The organism is Pseudonocardia broussonetiae (genome assembly GCF_013155125.1).
Taxonomy (GTDB): Bacteria; Actinomycetota; Actinomycetes; order Mycobacteriales; family Pseudonocardiaceae; genus Pseudonocardia; species Pseudonocardia broussonetiae.
Window position 1 is genome coordinate 5,212,358 of sequence record NZ_CP053564.1, and the last position, 17,371, is coordinate 5,229,728.

Here is a 17,371-nt window from a genome sequence, read left to right on the forward strand (position 1 = left end):
GCGTCACCGCACCGACCGGCCGAGGAGCCCGCCATGTCCGCCACCCTGTCCGCACCGACCCCCACCCGCGTCGTCCGCACCCTCGACGACGTGCCCGCGCTGGGCACGCTGCTCGGCGTCTGGGCCCACCCCGACGACGAGGTCTACCTCTCCGGGGGCCTGCTCGCCGCCGCGGCCGCCGCGGGACGGCGGGTCGTCGTCGTCACCGCGACCCGCGGCGAGCACGGCACCGACGACCCGGAGCGCCTGCCGCCCGCGGTGCTGGCCCGGATCCGGGAGCGGGAGGTCCTGCGGTCGCTGGGGGCCCTGCACCCCGCCGTGGAGCACCGGTTCCTGGGGCAGGCGGGGGGCGTCTGCCACCTCGACGGGTCGCTGCGCCCGACCCCGCCCGTGGGTGCCGTCGAGGAGCTCGCCGCGATCGTCGACGAGGTCCGGCCGGACACCGTGCTGACCTTCGGGCCCGACGGGCTCACCGGTCACGGCGACCACCGCGCCGTGTCGGCCTGGACCGACCGGGCGCTGCGGCTGGCGTCCGCCGCGCCCCGGGTGCTGCACGCCGTCGTCACCGGCCCGTGGGTCGAGGCGTTCGGCGAGTTCGTGACGTCGATGGACGACAGCGACGACGCCATCCGCCCGTGCCCCGCCGAGCTGCTCGCCGTCGACCTCGACCTGACCGGCGCGGCGCTCGACCGCAAGGTCGCGGCGCTGCGCGCCCAGGAGAGCCAGACGGCCGGGGTAGAAGCCGCGGTGGGCGGCGACCGCTACCGGGCCGCGGTCGCCGGGGAGTACTTCCGCGCGGCGGGTGCGGGGTGAGCGCGGGAGCGCCCACGTCGGGCCGGGTCGCGCGGGCCGCCCTGCTCGGCGCGACGGTCGCGGCCGGCACGGTCGCGCTGGGCCTGGTCACGGGGACCGGCCCGCTCCTCGGCCCGATGGCCGCGGCCCACGGGGTCGGCACGGGCGCCGTGTCGCTCGCCCTGTCGGCGACGCTGTGCGCGGCGCTGGGCCTCGGGGTCGTCACCGGGCCGCTCGCCCGGCGGCTCGGCGCCCGCGCCCTGGTGGGCACCGGCGCGCTGCTGGTGCCCACCGGCCTGTTCGCCGCGGCGGCCGCCGACCGGTTCGCGCCCGCCGCGGCGGCGCTGGTGGCCGGGGTCGGCGTCGGGGCGGGGTGCGTCGTGGTGCCGATGGCGGCCGCGACCGGGGCGGCGTTCGCGCACGGTCGCGGGACGGCGCTGGTCGTGGCCACCGCCGGCGGCGGCCTCGGCACCGTCGTGACGCCGCCGGTGCTGGCCGCGCTGCTGCCCGTGCTCGGGCTGCCCGGGACGCTGCGGGCGGCGGGGCTCGTGAGCGCCGGGGTCCTCGTCGCGTGCGTCCCCGCGTGCCCGGGGCGACCCCGGCCGGCCGGCCGACGGACGCCCGCTGCCGGACGGCCGTCGGCCGGTCCCGGCTGGCGGCTCCTGGCCGCGGCCACCGTCGGCCTGACCGCCGCGATGTTCGTGCCGTTCACCCACCTGCCCGGCTACGCCGCCGCCCACGGGACGGACCCCGCGGGCGGGGCCGCCCTGGTGGCGCTGGCCGGCGCCGCGAGCCTGACCGGGCGCCTGCTGGCGGTGCCGGCGCAGGCGCGCTGGGGCGCCTGGGCCGTGCACCGCGCCGGCGCGGCGGTGTTCTGCGGGGCGTTCGCCCTCTGGGCGACGGCCGCGGGCCCCACCGGCCTCACCGCGTTCGCCGTGGTGTTCGGGCTCGGGCACGGCGCCTACCTGGGCGTCGCGGCCGCGGTGGTGCTCCAGCTCCACGGCACCGACGCGCTGGCCCTGCGGATCGGGTCGCTGCACGCCGCGACGGCCGTCGGCGGGCTCGTCGGGCCGGCGGCCGCGGGCGTGGCGGCGGACCTCACCGGCAGCCCGTCCGCCGCGGTCGCCGTCGGCGCCGCGCTGGGAGTCGCGGGCTGCGCCGTGCTGGCGGCGGTCCGGCCCACCGCGGTGACCGGGCGCCCGGCGGGCAGCGCAGGCGCTGCTCAGCCTCCGAGGTGCCGGTCGATCGCCTGACGGGCCAGGTCGAGGACGGCCCGGCGCCCGAGCACCGGGCCCGCCGACGTCGGCCCGGTCCCGACGGCGGGCGCGTCCGGGGCCCGGTCGGCCGCGGCCTCCAGCATGTCCGCCGTGCCGCCGTCCCCGAGCCGGCGCAGCAGCCCGGCCAGGTTGCGCAGGGTCGTCCACTGGTGGGTCCAGTTGCCCGTGCGGTCGAAGTAGTCGACGACCTCCCGGTAGCCGCCCAGTGCCTCGCGCACCCGCCCGGCGGACGCCCGGACCGTCAGCAGGCCCACCGTCGCCACGCCGACGAGGAAGGTGGCGCCCGCGGTGCGGGCGAGGTCGACGGCGTCGAGGTAGTGCGCCTCGGCCGCAGCCGCGTCCCCCGCCGCGCTGTCGATCTCCGCGGTGACGTAGGCGTTCCACGCGCGCACCGTGGGTGATCCGGCTCCGGCCGCGGCCTCCGCGACGAGGGCCCGCGCGGTCTCCCGATCGCCCCCGTAGGCCGTGGCGAGCGCGGCGATCCCGAGGGCCTCCCCCAGCCCCTCGGCCGCCGCGGCGAGAGCGTGCTCGGCGGCGTCGGCGAACGCCCCCCGGGCCAGGTCGACGACCGACAGCGGCCCCAGGCAGTACGCGGTGCCGGCGCCCCCGGCCGCGGACGCGAGGCCCTCGCGGGCCCACCGCTCCGCGCGCGCGAGGTCGCCCCGCTGGTAGGCGGCCTCGGCCGCCGTGCCCAGCACCGCGGCCCGCGCCTGGCGTCCGACGAGCCGCGGATCCGCGGCCAGCTCCTCGGCCCACCCGCGGATCTCGGTGAGGTCGCGGTACCCGACCGCGGGGAAGAGCCCGGCCACGATCACGGCGGCGGCGTCGGGGTCCTCCCGTGCGGCCTGCCACGCGGCCCGCAGGTTCGCCACCTCCCGGCGCAGCACCGCGTCCGCGACGGGCTCGTCCTCGGTGACGGCCGTCGCGGCGAACCAGGTCGCGAGCGCGGCGGCCCACCGCACCAGGCGCGCGGCCGCGTCCCCGGCCTCGCCCCCTGCGGCCAGCCGGTCCCGGCCGTACGCGCGCAGCGTCTCCAGGAGCCGGTAGCGGGTGCGGCCGGTGAAGTCGGCCTCGACCACGGAGGCGTCCACCAGCCGCGCCAGGAGGCTCCCCGGGTCGGTACCCGGCGCCAGGTCGGCCGCGAGCCGCTCGGCGTCGGCGAGGTCGACGCCGTCGGCGAACACGGACAGGTAGCGGAACAGCCGCTGCTCGTCGCCGCTGAGCAGCTGGTAGGACCACTCGACGGTCGCGCGCAGCGTGCGGTGGCGGTCGTCGGGGCGCCGCCCGCCGCCCAGCAGGTCGAGCGAGCGGTCGAGGCGGTCGCGCAGGTCGACGAGGGAGAAGGTCGACAGGCGGCCCGCGGCGAGCTCGATGGCCAGGGGCATCCCGTCGAGCCCGCGCACGATCTCGGCGATCACCTCCAGCTCGGCCGCGGTCGGGGCGGGACCGGTCCGGACGCGCTCGGCGCGGTCGAGGAACGCCGTGACGGCCGGGGCGTTGCGGGGGTCCTGGTCGCGTCCGGGCAGCCCGAGCGGGGCCAGCCGGGAGACGTGCTCGGCCGCGGTCCCGAGGGGTTCGCGGCTGGTCGCGAGCACCGACAGGCCCGGGCACGCCGAGAGCACGGCCTCGACGGTGTCGCGCGCGGCGTCGAGGAGGTGCTCGCAGTTGTCGACCACCAGCAGGCCGCGGCGGTCGCCCAGCACCGCGAGGCACGCGGCGAGGACGTCGCCGTGCACGACGTGCAGCCCCAGCGCCGACGCCAGCGCGTGCGGGACCGCCGCGGGATCGGTCACCGGGGCGAGGAGCAGCACGGGCGCCTGCCCGCTCCCCCGCGCGACCTCGGCGGCGACCCTCGTCTTGCCGACCCCGCCCGGCCCCACCAGCGTCACCAGGCGCTCGGAGGACAGCAGGCGGTGCAGCGCCGCGACCGTCGCCTCCCGCCCGACCAGGCGGGTCGTGGGCCCGGCGGGCGACGGGGCGGGGGCGGGCGCCGGGCCCGCGGCGCCCCCGGCGATCCTGCGCTCGAGCTCGCCCAGCGCCGGTGACGGGTCGAGCCCGGTCTCCTCGGCCAGCCGGTGGCGGTGGTCCCGGCCGGTGCGCAGCGCCTCCGCCGTCCGGCCGGTGGCGGCGAGCACCCGCATCAGCAACAGCGCCGCGGGCTCCCGCAGCGGGTCCGCGGCCAGCGCGGCCGCGGCGAGGTCCTGCGCCTCGGCGGCCCGCCCCGCGTCGACGGCGGCGGCGACCAGCGCGTCGGTGACGTCGCGGTGCAGCCGCGCGTACTCCTGCGCCGCGGCGGCGAGCGGCGCCACGTCGGTCAGGTCGGCGAGCACCGGGCCGCGCCACAGCGCGTGCGCCTCGCGCAGCAGCCCGAGCGCCGCCGCCGGGTCCCCGGCCCCGGCGCCCCGTGCGCTCGTGAGCAGGGCCCGCGCCCGCGCCACGTCGAGCTCGTCGTCGCGGAGCTCGAGCCGGTAGCCCTCGCGCCGGGTCTGCAGCCGGTCCGCCGCCGCGCCCAGGTGCCCGCGCAGCCGGGACACGTGCGTGTGCAGGGCCTGGCGTCCCGACTCGGGCACCTCCGACGGCCACAGCGCGTCGACGAGGTGCTCGACGGTCACGGTCCGCCCCGGCTGCAGGGCGAGCAGGGCCAGCACCGCGCGCCGCTTCGGGCCGGGCACCTCCCGGCCGGTCCCGTCGACGAACAGGTGCAACGGGCCCAGCAGACCGACCCGGACCGCCGGCCCCTCCGTCATCGCACCTCCGCCGCCCCGTGTCCGACGACCAGCATGGCCGCCCGGCCGCCCCGGGGACAGCCCGCCGTGCCAGCCGGGTGCCAGCAGGGCGACAGCCGGAGGCAGAGCGGTGACAGCGCCGGCGCCGAACCTCGGTCCCGACGCGGCACGAGGCCGCGGTGGACAGGAGACGACGATGGACCACGACAAGGTGATGGCGTTCCTCGGGCAGTTCGTGACCGACATGGGGGCGACCGGTTCCGCGGGGGCGGTGGCGGTCGGCAACCGCCTCGGGCTCTACCGCTCGCTGGCCGAGGGGCCGGCGACCCCGGAGGCGTTCGCCGCGCGCACCGGCTGCGACCGGCGCTACCTGACGGAGTGGCTGCGCGGCCAGGCCGCGGGCGGGTACGTCACCTACGACCCGGCGACCGCGGAGTTCTCGCTCACCGAGGAGCAGGCGTTCTGCCTGGCCGACCCGAACGGCCCCGACGTGTCGGCGGCCTTCGTCGCCGCCCTGGGCTACCTGCGCGCGGAGCCCCGGATCACCGAGGCGTTCCGCACCGGCGCCGGGATCGGCTGGCACGAGCACCACGAGGACGTCTTCGTCGGGTGCGACGCGTTCTACCGGCCGGGCTACGTCGCCGAGCTGGTGCCGAGCTGGATCCCGGCGCTCGACGGGGTGGACGCGAAGCTCGCCGCGGGCGGGCGGGTGGCCGACGTCGGCTGCGGCCTCGGCTCGACGGCCGTGCTCATCGCCCAGGCCTACCCGCAGGCGACGGTGACCGGCTCGGACTACCACGGCGCGTCGATCGAGCTCGCCCGGAAGAAGGCCGCGGACGCCGGGGTCGGGGACCGCGTCGGGTTCGAGGTCGCGACCGCGCAGCAGTTCGGCGGCACGGGCTACGACCTCGTGACGATGTTCGACGCCCTGCACGACCTCGGCGACCCCGTCGGGGCCGCCCGCCGCGTCCGCGAGGCGCTCGCCCCGGACGGCACGTGGCTGCTGGTGGAGCCCTACGCCGGCGACGCCGTCGAGGACACCTTCACCCCCGTCGGGCGCCTCTACTACGCCGGCTCGACGTTCCTGTGCGTCCCCAACGGGCTCTCCCAGGACGGCGGCTACGCGCTGGGCGCGCAGGCCGGCGAGGCCGCCATCCGCCGCGTGGTCGAGGAGGCGGGCTTCACGCGCTTCCGCCGGGCGGCGCAGTCCGCCTTCAACCTCGTCTACGAGATCCGGCCGTAGCGCCACCGGGTGGCGGGGCCCCTCCCGGGCCCCGCCACTCCCCTCCGCCCGTCCCGACCTCGAGGAGAACCGCCATGACGAACCCCGCCCGCCACGACCCGACCGCACCTCCCCACCGCCACGGCCCGCGCTGCTACTGGGACCACCGCGGCCCCGGCTGGCGCTGCGGCGCCGGTCGGGCCCCACGTTCGGCGTCCGGGCTGGCGGAGTCCGCCCGTCATCGTTTCAACGACGGTTCGAAGGCGTCAATGTTTCGTTGACCGAAGAGGAGAGGGGGGCGTCGCAGTGGGAAGGGAGGCCGCTGCGGTGTCCGGTGCGTCAACGCATCATTGACTGTTGTGGCGAGAGGGCCCTCCCCCGCAGACCGCGGAGGAGGGCCCGACGAGCTAGGAGTACGCCTCCACCGGCGGGCACGAGCAGACCAGGTTGCGGTCGCCGTGCGCCCCGTCGATCCGCCGGACCGGGGGCCACACCTTGCGGTCGTGGACGCCCGGGGTCGCACCGGTCGGGTAGGCGGCGAGCTCGCGCGGGTAGGGGTGGTCCCACTTGTCGACCAGGCACGCGGCGGTGTGCGGGGCGCCGCGCAGCGGGTTGTCCTCCACCGGCCACTCCCCCGCCGCGACGCGGGCGATCTCGGCCCGGATGCCGATCATCGCGTCGACGAACCGGTCGATCTCGGCGAGGTCCTCGCTCTCGGTGGGCTCCACCATCAGCGTGCCGGCCACCGGGAACGACATGGTCGGGGCGTGCAGGCCGTAGTCGGCGAGCCGCTTGGCCACGTCGTCGACCGTGACGCCCGTGTCCTTGGTGATCCCCCGCAGGTCGAGGATGCACTCGTGGGCGACCTGCCCGTCGGCGCCCGCGTACAGCACCGGGTAGTGCTCCCCCAGCCGCGCGGCGACGTAGTTGGCCGCGGCCACGGCGGTGAGGGTCGCGCGGCGCAGGCCGTCGATGCCCATCAGGCGCACGTAGGCCCACGAGATCGGCAGGACGCCGGGGCTGCCGTGGTGCGCGGCCGACACCGGGCCGACGATCCCGCGGCCCGGCAGGAACGGCGCCAGGTGCTCGGCCACGGCCACCGGGCCGACGCCCGGGCCGCCGCCGCCGTGCGGGATGCAGAATGTCTTGTGCAGGTTGAGGTGGCTGACGTCGCCGCCGAACGCGCCGGGCCGGGCCACCCCGACCAGCGCGTTGAGGTTGGCGCCGTCGACGTAGACCTGGCCGCCGGCCTCGTGCACGGCGTCGCAGACGTCGCGGACCGCGGCCTCGTACACCCCGTGCGTCGACGGGTAGGTGATCATCAGCGCGGCCAGGGCGTCGCGGTGCTCGGCGATCTTCGCGCGCAGGTCGTCGAGGTCGACGTCGCCGGTGGGCGCGGTGGCCACGACGACCACCCGCATCCCCGCCATCACGGCCGACGCCGCGTTGGTGCCGTGCGCGCTGGCCGGGATGAGGCAGACGTCGCGGTGGTCGTCGCCGCGGGAGCGGTGGTAGGCCGCGATCGCGAGCAGGCCCGCGAACTCGCCCTGGCTGCCCGCGTTGGGCTGCAGCGACACCGCGGCGTACCCGGTGAGCTCGGCGAGCCAGCGCTCCAGGTCGGCGATCAGCTCGAGGGTGCCCTCGGCGTCGGCGGCGGGCGCGAACGGGTGCAGGTCGGCGAAGCCGGGCCAGGTGATCGGCTCCATCTCCGCGGTCGCGTTGAGCTTCATGGTGCAGGAGCCCAGCGGGATCATCGTGCGGTCCAGCGCGAGGTCGGCGTCGGCGAGGCGGCGCAGCCAGCGCATGAGCGAGGTCTCGCTGCGGTGGGAGTGGAACACCGGGTGCGTGAGGTACTCGCTGGTCCGGGCCAGATCGGTGGGCAGGGCGTCGGCGGTCGTGGGATCGAGGTCGGCCACCGAGGCGGTGACGCCGAACGCGGCCCACACCGTCTCCAGGTGCGCGCGGGTCGTCAGCTCCGAGGTGGCGACGCCGAGCGTGTCGGCGTCGACCCGGCGCAGCGCGACGCCGGCCTCGTGCGCGGCGGTCGCGACCGCGTCGGCGCGGCCCGGCACGCGGGCGGTGACGGTGTCGAAGAACGCGTCGTGGACGACCTCGACGCCGCCCGCACGCAGCCCGGCGGCCAGCACCGCGGCCATCCGGTGCGTGCGCTGCGCGATGCGGCGCAGCCCGTCGGGGCCGTGGTAGACGGCGTAGCAGGCCGCGACGACGGCGAGGAGCACCTGCGCGGTGCAGATGTTGGACGTCGCCTTCTCGCGGCGGATGTGCTGCTCGCGGGTCTGCAGCGCCAGGCGCAGCGCGGGGTTGCCGTCGGCGTCGCGCGACATCCCGACGAGCCGGCCCGGGAGCTGGCGCGCCAGCTTCTGCCCGACCGACAGGAACGCCGCGTGCGGGCCGCCGTAGGCCATCGGGACGCCGAAGCGCTGCGTGGTGCCGACGACCGCGTCGGCACCGAGCTCGCCGGGCGGGGTGAGCAGGGTGAGGGCGAGCAGGTCGGAGGCCACGGCCACCAATGCTCCGCGCTCGTGCGCCGCGGCGATCAGGGCGGACGGGTCGCGCACCGCGCCGGAGGCGCCCGGGTAGGCCAGCAGCACCCCGAACGCGTCGCCCTCGGGGAGGCCGCCGGTGAGGTCGGCGACGACGAGGTCGATCCCCAGCGGCTCGGCCCGGGTGCGCAGGACGTCGACGGTCTGCGGGAGCGTGTCGGCGTCGACGACGAACCGGGCCGACGGCGCCTTGCCCGCCCGGCGCAGCAGCGTCATCGCCTCGGCGGCGGCGGTGGCCTCGTCGAGCAGCGACGCGCCCGCGACCGGCAGCCCGGTGAGGTCGGCGACGGCGGTCTGGAACGTCAGCAGCGCCTCGAGCCTGCCCTGGCTGATCTCGGGCTGGTAGGGCGTGTAGGCCGTGTACCAGGACGGGTTCTCCAGCACGTGGCGGCGGATCACCGGCGGCGTGATCGTGCCGGAGTAGCCCAGGCCGATCATCGGGACGGTCACGGTGTTGCGCGCGGCCAGCGCCCGCAGCTCGGCGAGCACCTCGGTCTCCGACCCGGCCGGGGGCAGCGTGGAGGGCACCGGCCCGGTGTCGCGGATCGAGTCGGGCACCGCGCGGGCGGCGAGCTCGTCGAGCGAGCCGACGCCGACGGCGGCCAGCATCGCGTCGAGCTCGGACGGGCGGGGGCCGATGTGCCGGTCGGCGAACGGGACGCCGCTCTCCAGCTCGGCCAGGCTCGGCTGCGTGGGGCGGTCAGTGCTCACGTGCGGACCTCCGGGGCGGGGCGGGCGGGACAGGACGGAACCGTCCTCCCCCTCTGTCACCACCCGAAGGCACCTGAGAGATTCACCGGCGGCGCTCGTCGTGAGCGCCGGGCTTTCCCCGTCGGTGGACCGCCCGTGGGGGCGCGGTCGCTTTCCAGAGGCGTCTCACCGGCGCGGTCCTGGGTGCCTGAGAGGTTCCGGGGAGGAGTTGCTCCTTCGGCGTCCGGCTCGGCGACCGGACTCTCCCGCGCTGGTTCGGCGACTGCCCCGCCCACTGTAGGGGACCTGCGGCCCGATCGCCGTACTCCTACGGACGCGACGACGGTCACCAGCCCGGCAGGATTCCCGCCATGACCTCGACCCCGCCGCCCGTCTCGCCCACGACCGCCGCCTTCCACGTCCAGGCGGTCCTGTCCTTCGCGGTCTCGCTGTCCGCTGTCGCCGTCGCGGTGGTCTTCCTGGCGGCCGACGGCTGGGTCCGGGCGTTCCTCGGCCTCGGCATCCTCTACGTCACGACGTCGGCGTTCACGCTCGCCAAGACGATCCGCGACCGCCAGGACGTCAGCACGGTCGTGACGCGCGTCGACCAGGCGCGCATGGACAAGCTGCTCGTGGAGCACGACCCGTTCGCGGTGCGCTGACCCCGCGAGGGTGCCGTCAGGAGGATCCGTTCAGGAGATGGCGCGGCGCGAGCGCCGGCGGGACAGCTCGTCCTCGGGCGTCTCGTCGACGCTGCCGCCGTCGGCGCGCTCGACCGGGAAGTCCTTGATGGAGCCGCTGATCTCGCGCATGGCCCCGGAGACCGCGATGCCGAAGACGCCCTGACCGCCCTGGAGCAGGTCGACGACCTCCTCGGGCGAGCTGCACTCGTAGACCGTGGTGCCGTCGGAGAACAGCGTGATGCCCGCCAGGTCGCGGATGCCGCGGCGGCGCAGGTGCTCCACGGCGACGCGGATGTTCTGCAGCGACACCCCGGCGTCGAGCAGGCGCTTGACGACCTTGAGGACCAGCACGTCCTTGAACGAGTACAGCCGCTGCGAGCCGGAACCGGCCGCGCCGCGGATCGAGGGCATGACCAGCCCGGTGCGCGCCCAGTAGTCCAGCTGCCGGTACGTGATGCCGACCACCTGGCACGCGGTGGGGCCGCGGAACCCGACGAGCTGGTCGGGCAGGCCGTCGAGGCCCGCTCCCAGCAGTGGGTCCGGGAAGAGCTCACCCTGCTCCGGGTCGACCGACGGTGGGTTGTCCACCGAGCTCCCTCCCGCCGGGGTCCCCGAGCGGGACCCGATCTCGGAGCTGACCGTAAGCGGGACGACGCTCCGGGTCAACGCGGCGCGCCGGGCCGCATCACCCGACCACGGGCGCGTCGGACAGCACGGTACCGGACCGGACCAACGCCGGCATCCCGGAGCGGGGCCGGCCGCACCTCAGGGCTGGGCGCCCCGGAAGTCCTCGGGCGAGATGGAGTCGAGGAACTCGCGGAACTTCTCGACCTCGTCCTCCTGCTCGTCGGGGATCACGAGGCCCGCCTCGGCGAGCACGCTCTCCTCGGCGTGGATCGGCACACCGATCCGCAGGGCCAGCGCCACCGAGTCGCTCGGCCGCGCGGACACCGTGATGCCGCCGTCGAAGATCAGCTCGGCGTAGAACGTGCCCTCCTGCAGGTCCGTGATCCGCACCTGCTCGAGCCTGCGCCCGAGCGAGGAGATCACGTCCTTGAGGAGGTCGTGGGTCAACGGCCTGGCCGGCTTGACCCCCTGCTGCTCGAGGGCGATGGCCGTGGCCTCCACCGAGCCGATCCAGATCGGCAGGTAGCGGTCTCCGCTCGTCTCCCGCAACAGGAGGATGGGTTGGTTCGCCGGGAGTTCGACACGGACTCCCACGACGCGCATCTCACTCATGCGCAATCCTCCTCCTGGGTCGTGCTGCGGTGTCGGGGCTCTCCGGTCCTGCGACCGGGCACCCCGTGTCCGACACCCGCGACGCTACACGGGCGGCCCGTCCCGCGCCCGCCTCCGGACGGGCGGCGAGCCGCGTCGGACGCGTCACTCCCCGGGCTGCGCCGGTCCGGTCAGGAAGACGAGGCGGAACTTGCCGATCTGGACCTCGTCCCCGTTGGCGAGCACGGCGGTGTCCACCGGCTCCCGGTTGACGTAGGTGCCGTTGAGGCTGCCCACGTCGACGACCACGAACTCGCCCGCGTCGCGGCGGAACTCCGCGTGGCGCCGGGAGACGGTGACGTCGTCGAGGAAGATGTCGCTGTCCGGGTGCCGGCCCGCGCTCGTGGAGACGCGGTCGAGCAGGAACCGGGAGCCGGCGTTCGGGCCGCGCTTGACGACCAGGAGGGCGGCTCCCGCGGGGAGCGCGTCGACACCGGAGACCGGCTGGTCCTGGGCAGGCGGCTCGGCGTCGGCGAGGAAGTCGGCGCGGAAGACCGAGGTGGTCTCCGGGGCGCGCTCCGGCGGTACGCCTGGCCCGTCGTTCGTGGTCACGTCGGGGTCTCCTCCTGCGGTGGTGGGGCGGTGGATGGTGGGCTGGAACCTACCGTGCCGGGTGGGCACGCGAGGGGTCAGGCGCCCGTCAGCTCGGCGTAGGCCCCGGCGTCGAGGAGGGCGTCCAGACCGCCGTCGGTGACGCGCAGCTCGAGCATCCACCCGGCCTCGTACGGCCCGGTGTTCACGAGCTCCGGGTTGTCGGCGAGGGCGTCGTTGACGGACACGACCTCCCCGGCCAGCGGCGAGTAGATGTCGGAGACCGACTTGGTGGACTCGACCTCGCCGATCGACGCCCCGGCGGCCACGGAGGCGCCGACGTCGGGCAGCTGGACGAAGACGACGTCCCCGAGCTGGTTCTGCGCGTGGTCGGTGATGCCGATGCGGACGACGCCGTCGCCCAGATCGCGCACCCACTCGTGCGCCTCGGTGTACCGCAGGTCGTCGGGAATCACGCGGGGAGCTTAGTAGGGGACGGAAGGGCCGACGGAGGAGGCCCGGGGCGGGTGGGACTAGTCGGGGGACGGAAGCACCGACGGAGGAGGCCCGGGGTGGGGCAGACGAGTACGCAGCGCCAGGACGAACTGGGCGAGGTACAGCGCGCCGGACCAGAGGTAGAGCGCGGTGCCCCAGACGGTGAACGCGAGGCCCAGCGGGAGCGCGACCGCGCCCAGCGCGCCGTCGGTCTGCCCGAGCAGCAGCAGGGGGAAGGCGTAGAGGAGCAGGAACGTGGCCGCCTTGCCCAGGTAGGTCACGACGAACGGCCCGTACCCGCGCCCGCGCAGCACCAGCACGCAGACGGCGAGCACGAGGTCGCGGGCCACCAGCAGCCCGACGAACCACCACGGCACGATCCCCCGCGCCCCCAGGCCCACCAGCGCGGCGAGGATGTAGAGGCGGTCGACGGCCGGGTCGAGCAGTGCGCCCAGGCGCGAGTACTGGCCCAGCAGCCGGGCGAGCTTCCCGTCGAGCCAGTCGGTGAACCCGCCGACGGCGAGCACGAGGACCGCCCAGCCGTCGCCCCAGCCCGGGGTGCCGTCGGCGCCCGGGGACAGCAGCAGCCACAGGAACAGCGGCACGCCGGCCAGGCGCAGCAGGCTGAGCAGGTTCGGGACCGTCAGCACGCGGTCGGTGGGCGGGGCGGACACGCCCGCAGGGTAGGGCCGGGGAGTGCGCCGGGGCGACCCGTTGTGCACGATGTGGCGCATGGACACCGCTGCCCTCAAGGCCGTGCAGGCTCCGCTCAAGGCCCAGTACGTCGACGACCCCACGGCCGCGCTCGTCACGCTGAAGGCCGAGGGCGAGCTCGACGGCTCGGGCATCGCCTGCAAGGTGCGCACGGCCACCGCGCTCTCGGAGGCCGGCCTGCACCCCGCCACGGGCGGCGACGGCACCCAGCTGTGCTCGGGCGACATGCTGCTGGAGGCGCTCGTCGCCTGCGCCGGGGTGACGATGCGCGCGGTCGCCACGGCGATCGGCGTCGAGGTGTCGGGCACCGTGCACGCCGAGGGCGACCTCGACTTCCGCGGCACCCTGGGCGTCGCCAAGGACGCCCCGGTCGGCTTCCGCGACATCCGCCTGAACTTCGACCTGCAGACCTCCGCCGACGAGGAGCAGGTCGCCACGCTGATGAAGCTGACGGAGCGCTACTGCGTGGTGCTGCAGACCCTCGTCTCCTCGCCCCACACCGACGTGACGGTGACGACCGCGGCGTGAGCGGCGACGAGCGGGACACCAGCGGGGCCACCGCGCTCCTGCGCACCCTGCACGGCAGCGGCGTCGACGTCTGCTTCGCCAACCCCGGCACGTCGGAGATGCACTTCGTCGCCGCCCTGGACGGGGTCCCCGGGATGCGGGCGGTCCTCGCCCTGTTCGAGGGCGTGGCCACCGGCGCCGCCGACGGCTACGCCCGGATGGCCGGCCGCCCCGCGGCCACCCTGCTGCACCTGGGCCCGGGCCTGGGCAACGGGCTGGCCAACCTGCACAACGCGCGGCGGGCGCACACGCCCGTCGTCGCGGTGGTGGGCGACCACGCGCTCACCCACGCCCCGCTCGACGCCCCGCTGCAGTCCGACATCGCCGCGATCGCCGGCAGCGTCTCGGGGTGGGTGCGCCACAGCGCGTCCACCGCCGACGTGGGCGCCGACGCCGCCGACGCCGTGGCCGCCGCCCACCGCGGCCAGGTCGCCACGCTCGTGCTGCCCGCCGACGTCAGCTGGGGCGACGGCGGGCGGGTCGCGCCGCCCGCGGCCGTGCCGGACCGGCCCGTCGCCGACCCCGGGACGCTGCGCGCCGCGGCCGACGCCCTGGCCTCCGGCGAGCCCGCCGTCCTGCTGATCGGCGGCGAGGCCACCCGCGCCGCCGGCCTCGCCGCCGCGAACCGGATCGCCGCGGCCACCGGCGCCCGGCTGCTCGCCGAGACGTTCCCGGCCCGCCTGGAGCGCGGCGCGGGCGTGGCCCCGGTCGGGCGGCTGGCCTACCTGGGCGACGCCGCGCGCCACCAGATCGGCGCCGCCCGCCACCTCGTGCTCGTGGGCACCCGCTCCCCCGTCGCCTTCTTCGGCTACCCCGGCAAGGACGGTGACCTCGTGCCCGACGGGTGCGCCGTGCACGCCGTCGTCGACGGGACGGGCGCGGCCACCGCGGCGCTGGAGGAGCTCGCGGACCTCCTCGCCCCGGGCACCACCGCCGTCACGGCTGCGGCCGCGCGCCCGGAGCTGCCCACCGGGGAGCTGACGGTGGCGAGCGCCTCGGCCGTGGTCGGCGCGCTGCTGCCCGAGGGCGCGATCGTCGTCGACGAGGCGATCACCTCCGGGCTCGGCCTGCCCGACGCCACCGCGGGCGCCCCGCGCCACGACTGGCTCACCCTCACCGGCGGCGCGATCGGCTACGGGCTCCCCGCCGCCACCGGCGCGGCCGTGGCGTGCCCGGACCGCCCGGTGTGGTGCCTGCAGGCCGACGGCAGCGCCATGTACACGATCTCCGCGCTGTGGACCCACGCCCGCGAGGGCCTCGACATCACCACGGTCGTCTACCACAACAGCGCCTACGCGATCCTGCGCATGGAGCTGGCGGCGGTCGGCGCCACGGGCGGCCCGGCCGCGGCGGGGCTGTTCGACCTCGGGCGTCCCGAGCTCGACTTCACCGCGATCGCCCGCGGCATGGGCGTGCCCGCCGTCCGGGCCACCACGGCCGACGAGCTCGCCGACGCGCTGCGGCGGGCGGCGGCCGAGCCGGGGCCGCACCTCGTGGAGGCGATGGTCCCCGCGCTCGTCTGACCCGGGCCGCCCGGCGACGCAACCCATCCGCCTGCGCCTGCGTCACGGAGATGCACGTGCAGATGCTCCGACGCTCTGCACGTGCAGACTGCTCCGAACGGCGCTGCGCGCTGATGGCGCTGGTCACGCCCGTCGCGGACGGGCCACCGCTCGTCGCGGCCCACGCGCCCTTCACCGCTCTGCGACCGGCCCGGCCGGGAGGGGGCCGGGGGCCCCGGACGTACAGTGGTGGAGGCGTGACGCTGCGAGTCCGCGACCGCGCCGAGGCCCGAGGTGGGCGCTCCCACCCGCACCCGACCCCCCTGGGGGACCGATGACCGCGCTGCAGGACGCGACCTCCGTGTCGCACGCCTGCACGGTCCCGGTGAGCGACGAGCAGCTGTGGGAGACCACGGCGGCCTACCTCGCGCAGGGCATCGCGCAGGGCGAGCGCGTCCTCTACTTCGACGACGGCGGTGCCGGCTCGCTGCTGCGGCGCTTCGACGACGACCGCGTCGCCTACCGCGCGGCGCTGCGCAGCGGCCAGTTCTCCATCGTGCCGGCGGAGGTCACCCGGGGCCTGGTGACCGGCGGCGTGAACCAGCTGCTCCAGACCCTCGACCACGTGATCACGGAGTCGGTGGAGCAGGGCTGGCCCTCGGTGCGCGTGATGGGCGACGGCAGCCACGGGGTGGAGCACGACGGCGGCGTGGCGATGCTCGAGTACGAGTCGCGCCTGGACGAGGTGCTCGACGTCCGCCCGGGACGCATGCTCTGCACGTTCGACCGCGGCCGCTACCCCGAGGACCTCATCGAGCGGCTGCGCGCGGTGCACACCACCGAGATCCACGTCCCCGCGATCTACGACGACAGCCTGCTGCGGATCACCGCCACCGGGCCGTCGTCGGCGCGGGTGGCCGGCGAGATCGACCACAGCAACCGGCCGCGGATCCGCCGGGCGCTCGACACCGCGCTCGACGAGGCCCTGCGCTCGCACTCGTCGTCGGCGGAGGTCGCGCTCGACCTGGCGTCGCTGCGCTTCCTCGACGTCGCCGCCGCGGTGAGCCTCGTGCACGCCGCCGAGGAGTTCCCCAGCACGCACACCCTGGTGCTCACCGGGGTGCGCCCGGGCGTGGGGCGCCTGCTCGACCGCTGCGGCGCCCCGTTCGCCGAGCAGCTGCGCGTCGAGCCGCACCGGCCGACCGAGGACGACGCGGCGGACACCGCGTCCGGTGATCCCGCGCACGCCGTCGCGCAGGACGCCTCGTGAGGATCACCGGAGCGCCGGCGCACACGGCCCCGCAGCTGGTGCACGCCGCGGCCTACCACTCCTCGCGCACCGACCTCCTGGCCCAGCTGGTGCCGCTGGTGGAGCACGCGCTCGTCCGGGACGAGCGGGTGGCGCTGGCCCTCCACCCGGACACCGAGGCCGCCCTGCGCACCGAGCTCGGCGCGGGCGCGCCGCTGCACGTCCTGGCCCCGCCCACCGAGGCCGGGTCCGGGCAGACCGTGGCGCTGCAGCGCGGCCGCGAGCTGCGCGAGCTCACCCGGGACGGCCCGGTCACGGTGCTCACCGAGCACCAGTCCGAGCTCGACGGCCCCGACGGCAGCTTCTGGACCGAGCTCGACGCGGCCGTCAACGTCGCGCTCGCCGAGCTCCCCGTGCGCCTCACGTGCTTCTTCCCCGAGCTGCCGCTGCACCAGTGCGTCCTGGACGGCGCCGCGGAGAACCACCCGCACGTGCTCGTCCGCGGCGGCCTGCACCCCAACACCCGCCACCGCGCGCCCCGCGAGGTCCTCACCGCGCACCCGGTCGCCCCTCCCCTGCTGCTCGGCGTGCCCGACGTGACGGTGTCGTTCCGGTCGTGGCAGCTGCAGGACGTGCGCCGCGCGGTGCGGAGCCTCGCGGGCGCCGCGGGCTTCACCGACGACCGCACCGAGGACGTCGTGCTCGCCGTCAACGAGGTCGCCACCAACGCCGTCGAGCACGGCGGCCCGGCCGCGGAGCTGCACGTGTGGGCCACCGGGGGCGGCCTGGTGTGCGAGGTGCACGACACCGGTGCGCTCGCCGACCCGCTGCCGGGCATGGCCTCGCCGCACCCGTCGGAGCCCCGCGGGCGCGGCCTGTGGATCGCCCGCCAGCTCTGCGACCTGCTGCACGTGTGGTCCGACGACCACGGCACCCACGTGCGGGTCCGCGCCGCCCCCTGAGCTATGATCCTCGCGATCGTCACCCGTCCGGCCGCACGCGCGCCGGCAACTGTGACGAAGCAGCCCCTTGGCAAGTGGTCGTCGCCGGAGAACACTTCTCTGCGGACTCGGCGCCATAC

The 17,371-nt window shown here is 76.5% G+C and carries 15 protein-coding genes and 1 riboswitch; of the genes, 8 read left to right on the top strand and 7 right to left on the bottom strand.

The annotated features are described in order from the left end of the window. The first annotated feature begins 33 nt into the window (after positions 1-33). Both HOP40_RS35575 and HOP40_RS25310 read left to right on the top strand, forming a co-directional pair. A complete protein-coding gene (locus tag HOP40_RS35575) occupies positions 34-813 on the top strand; it encodes a PIG-L deacetylase family protein (RefSeq protein WP_205346906.1) in 780 nt (259 codons plus the stop codon). Then, complete coding sequence (locus tag HOP40_RS25310; protein ID WP_205346907.1) at positions 810-2,045, top strand: MFS transporter; 1,236 nt, start codon at positions 810-812, stop codon at positions 2,043-2,045. The genes HOP40_RS35575 and HOP40_RS25310 overlap by 4 nt, the downstream gene beginning before the upstream one ends. On the opposite strand, the gene HOP40_RS25315 is transcribed toward HOP40_RS25310, so the two are convergent. After that, positions 2,015-4,816, bottom strand: a complete 2,802-nt coding sequence (locus HOP40_RS25315; RefSeq protein WP_172162765.1) for an AfsR/SARP family transcriptional regulator — start codon at positions 4,814-4,816, stop codon at positions 2,015-2,017. The two genes, HOP40_RS25310 and HOP40_RS25315, sit on opposite strands and share 31 nt — an antisense overlap. 175 nt (positions 4,817-4,991) lie before the next feature. Here HOP40_RS25315 and HOP40_RS25320 point away from each other — a divergent pair, with 175 nt between their 5' ends. After that, a complete protein-coding gene (locus HOP40_RS25320; RefSeq protein WP_172162768.1) occupies positions 4,992-6,038 on the top strand; it encodes a class I SAM-dependent methyltransferase in 1,047 nt (348 codons plus the stop codon). Between the two features lie 386 nt (positions 6,039-6,424). On the opposite strand, the gene gcvP is transcribed toward HOP40_RS25320, so the two are convergent. Continuing rightward, the gene (gcvP, locus tag HOP40_RS25325) at positions 6,425-9,292 is read right to left on the bottom strand and encodes an aminomethyl-transferring glycine dehydrogenase (RefSeq protein ID WP_172162771.1); all 2,868 of its coding nucleotides are present in this window, start codon (positions 9,290-9,292) and stop codon (positions 6,425-6,427) included. Between the two features lie 164 nt (positions 9,293-9,456). Then, a riboswitch (glycine riboswitch) is annotated at positions 9,457-9,550 on the bottom strand. A gap of 92 nt (positions 9,551-9,642) precedes the next feature. On the opposite strand from gcvP, the gene HOP40_RS25330 reads away from it, so the two are divergent. Continuing rightward, complete coding sequence (locus HOP40_RS25330; RefSeq protein WP_172162773.1) at positions 9,643-9,933, top strand: YiaA/YiaB family inner membrane protein; 291 nt, start codon at positions 9,643-9,645, stop codon at positions 9,931-9,933. A 30-nt stretch (positions 9,934-9,963) separates the two neighbouring features. On the opposite strand, the gene HOP40_RS25335 is transcribed toward HOP40_RS25330, so the two are convergent. From HOP40_RS25335 to clsA, 5 genes are all read right to left on the bottom strand, one after another. Further along, a complete protein-coding gene (locus HOP40_RS25335) occupies positions 9,964-10,542 on the bottom strand; it encodes a MerR family transcriptional regulator (RefSeq protein WP_205346908.1) in 579 nt (192 codons plus the stop codon). 177 nt (positions 10,543-10,719) lie between these two features. After that, positions 10,720-11,193 carry a bifunctional nuclease family protein gene (locus HOP40_RS25340; protein ID WP_172162775.1) on the bottom strand — a complete coding sequence of 158 codons (474 nt, stop codon included), beginning with the start codon at positions 11,191-11,193 and terminating at the stop codon, positions 10,720-10,722. A gap of 144 nt (positions 11,194-11,337) precedes the next feature. Then, the gene (gene garA / locus HOP40_RS25345) at positions 11,338-11,784 is read right to left on the bottom strand and encodes a glycogen accumulation regulator GarA (protein WP_172162777.1); all 447 of its coding nucleotides are present in this window, start codon (positions 11,782-11,784) and stop codon (positions 11,338-11,340) included. A gap of 77 nt (positions 11,785-11,861) precedes the next feature. Continuing rightward, the gene (gene gcvH / locus HOP40_RS25350) at positions 11,862-12,239 is read right to left on the bottom strand and encodes a glycine cleavage system protein GcvH (protein ID WP_172162779.1); all 378 of its coding nucleotides are present in this window, start codon (positions 12,237-12,239) and stop codon (positions 11,862-11,864) included. A 57-nt stretch (positions 12,240-12,296) separates the two neighbouring features. Continuing rightward, a complete protein-coding gene (clsA, locus tag HOP40_RS25355; protein WP_172162781.1) occupies positions 12,297-12,992 on the bottom strand; it encodes a cardiolipin synthase ClsA in 696 nt (231 codons plus the stop codon). On the opposite strand from clsA, the gene HOP40_RS25360 reads away from it, so the two are divergent. From HOP40_RS25360 to HOP40_RS25375, 4 genes are all read left to right on the top strand, one after another. Continuing rightward, the gene (locus tag HOP40_RS25360; protein ID WP_172162783.1) at positions 12,991-13,500 is read left to right on the top strand and encodes an OsmC family protein; all 510 of its coding nucleotides are present in this window, start codon (positions 12,991-12,993) and stop codon (positions 13,498-13,500) included. The genes clsA and HOP40_RS25360 overlap by 2 nt on opposite strands. Beyond that, positions 13,497-15,062, top strand: coding sequence for an acetolactate synthase large subunit (locus tag HOP40_RS25365; RefSeq protein ID WP_172162785.1), 1,566 nt, complete (start codon positions 13,497-13,499; stop codon positions 15,060-15,062). The genes HOP40_RS25360 and HOP40_RS25365 overlap by 4 nt, the downstream gene beginning before the upstream one ends. Before the next feature lie 313 nt (positions 15,063-15,375). Then, entirely contained in the window at positions 15,376-16,311 is a 936-nt protein-coding gene (locus tag HOP40_RS25370; protein WP_172162787.1) for an MEDS domain-containing protein, read from the top strand. Beyond that, entirely contained in the window at positions 16,308-17,252 is a 945-nt protein-coding gene (locus HOP40_RS25375; RefSeq protein ID WP_172162790.1) for an ATP-binding protein, read from the top strand. Before HOP40_RS25370 ends, HOP40_RS25375 begins: the two co-directional genes overlap by 4 nt. Positions 17,253-17,371 lie beyond the last annotated feature (119 nt).

What these genes read in the sequence shown, in the direction of transcription:
- HOP40_RS35575 (WP_205346906.1), top strand. Translation starts at nt 34, where the DNA reads ATGTCCGCCACCCTGTCCGCACCGACCCCCACCCGCGTCGTCCGCACC.
- HOP40_RS25315 (WP_172162765.1), bottom strand. Translation starts at nt 4,816, where the DNA reads ATGACGGAGGGGCCGGCGGTCCGGGTCGGTCTGCTGGGCCCGTTGCAC.
- HOP40_RS25320 (WP_172162768.1), top strand. Translation starts at nt 4,992, where the DNA reads ATGGACCACGACAAGGTGATGGCGTTCCTCGGGCAGTTCGTGACCGAC.
- HOP40_RS25330 (WP_172162773.1), top strand. Translation starts at nt 9,643, where the DNA reads ATGACCTCGACCCCGCCGCCCGTCTCGCCCACGACCGCCGCCTTCCAC.
- HOP40_RS25340 (WP_172162775.1), bottom strand. Translation starts at nt 11,193, where the DNA reads ATGAGTGAGATGCGCGTCGTGGGAGTCCGTGTCGAACTCCCGGCGAAC.
- HOP40_RS25360 (WP_172162783.1), top strand. Translation starts at nt 12,991, where the DNA reads ATGGACACCGCTGCCCTCAAGGCCGTGCAGGCTCCGCTCAAGGCCCAG.
- clsA (WP_172162781.1), bottom strand. Translation starts at nt 12,992, where the DNA reads ATGCGCCACATCGTGCACAACGGGTCGCCCCGGCGCACTCCCCGGCCC.
- HOP40_RS25370 (WP_172162787.1), top strand. Translation starts at nt 15,376, where the DNA reads ATGACCGCGCTGCAGGACGCGACCTCCGTGTCGCACGCCTGCACGGTC.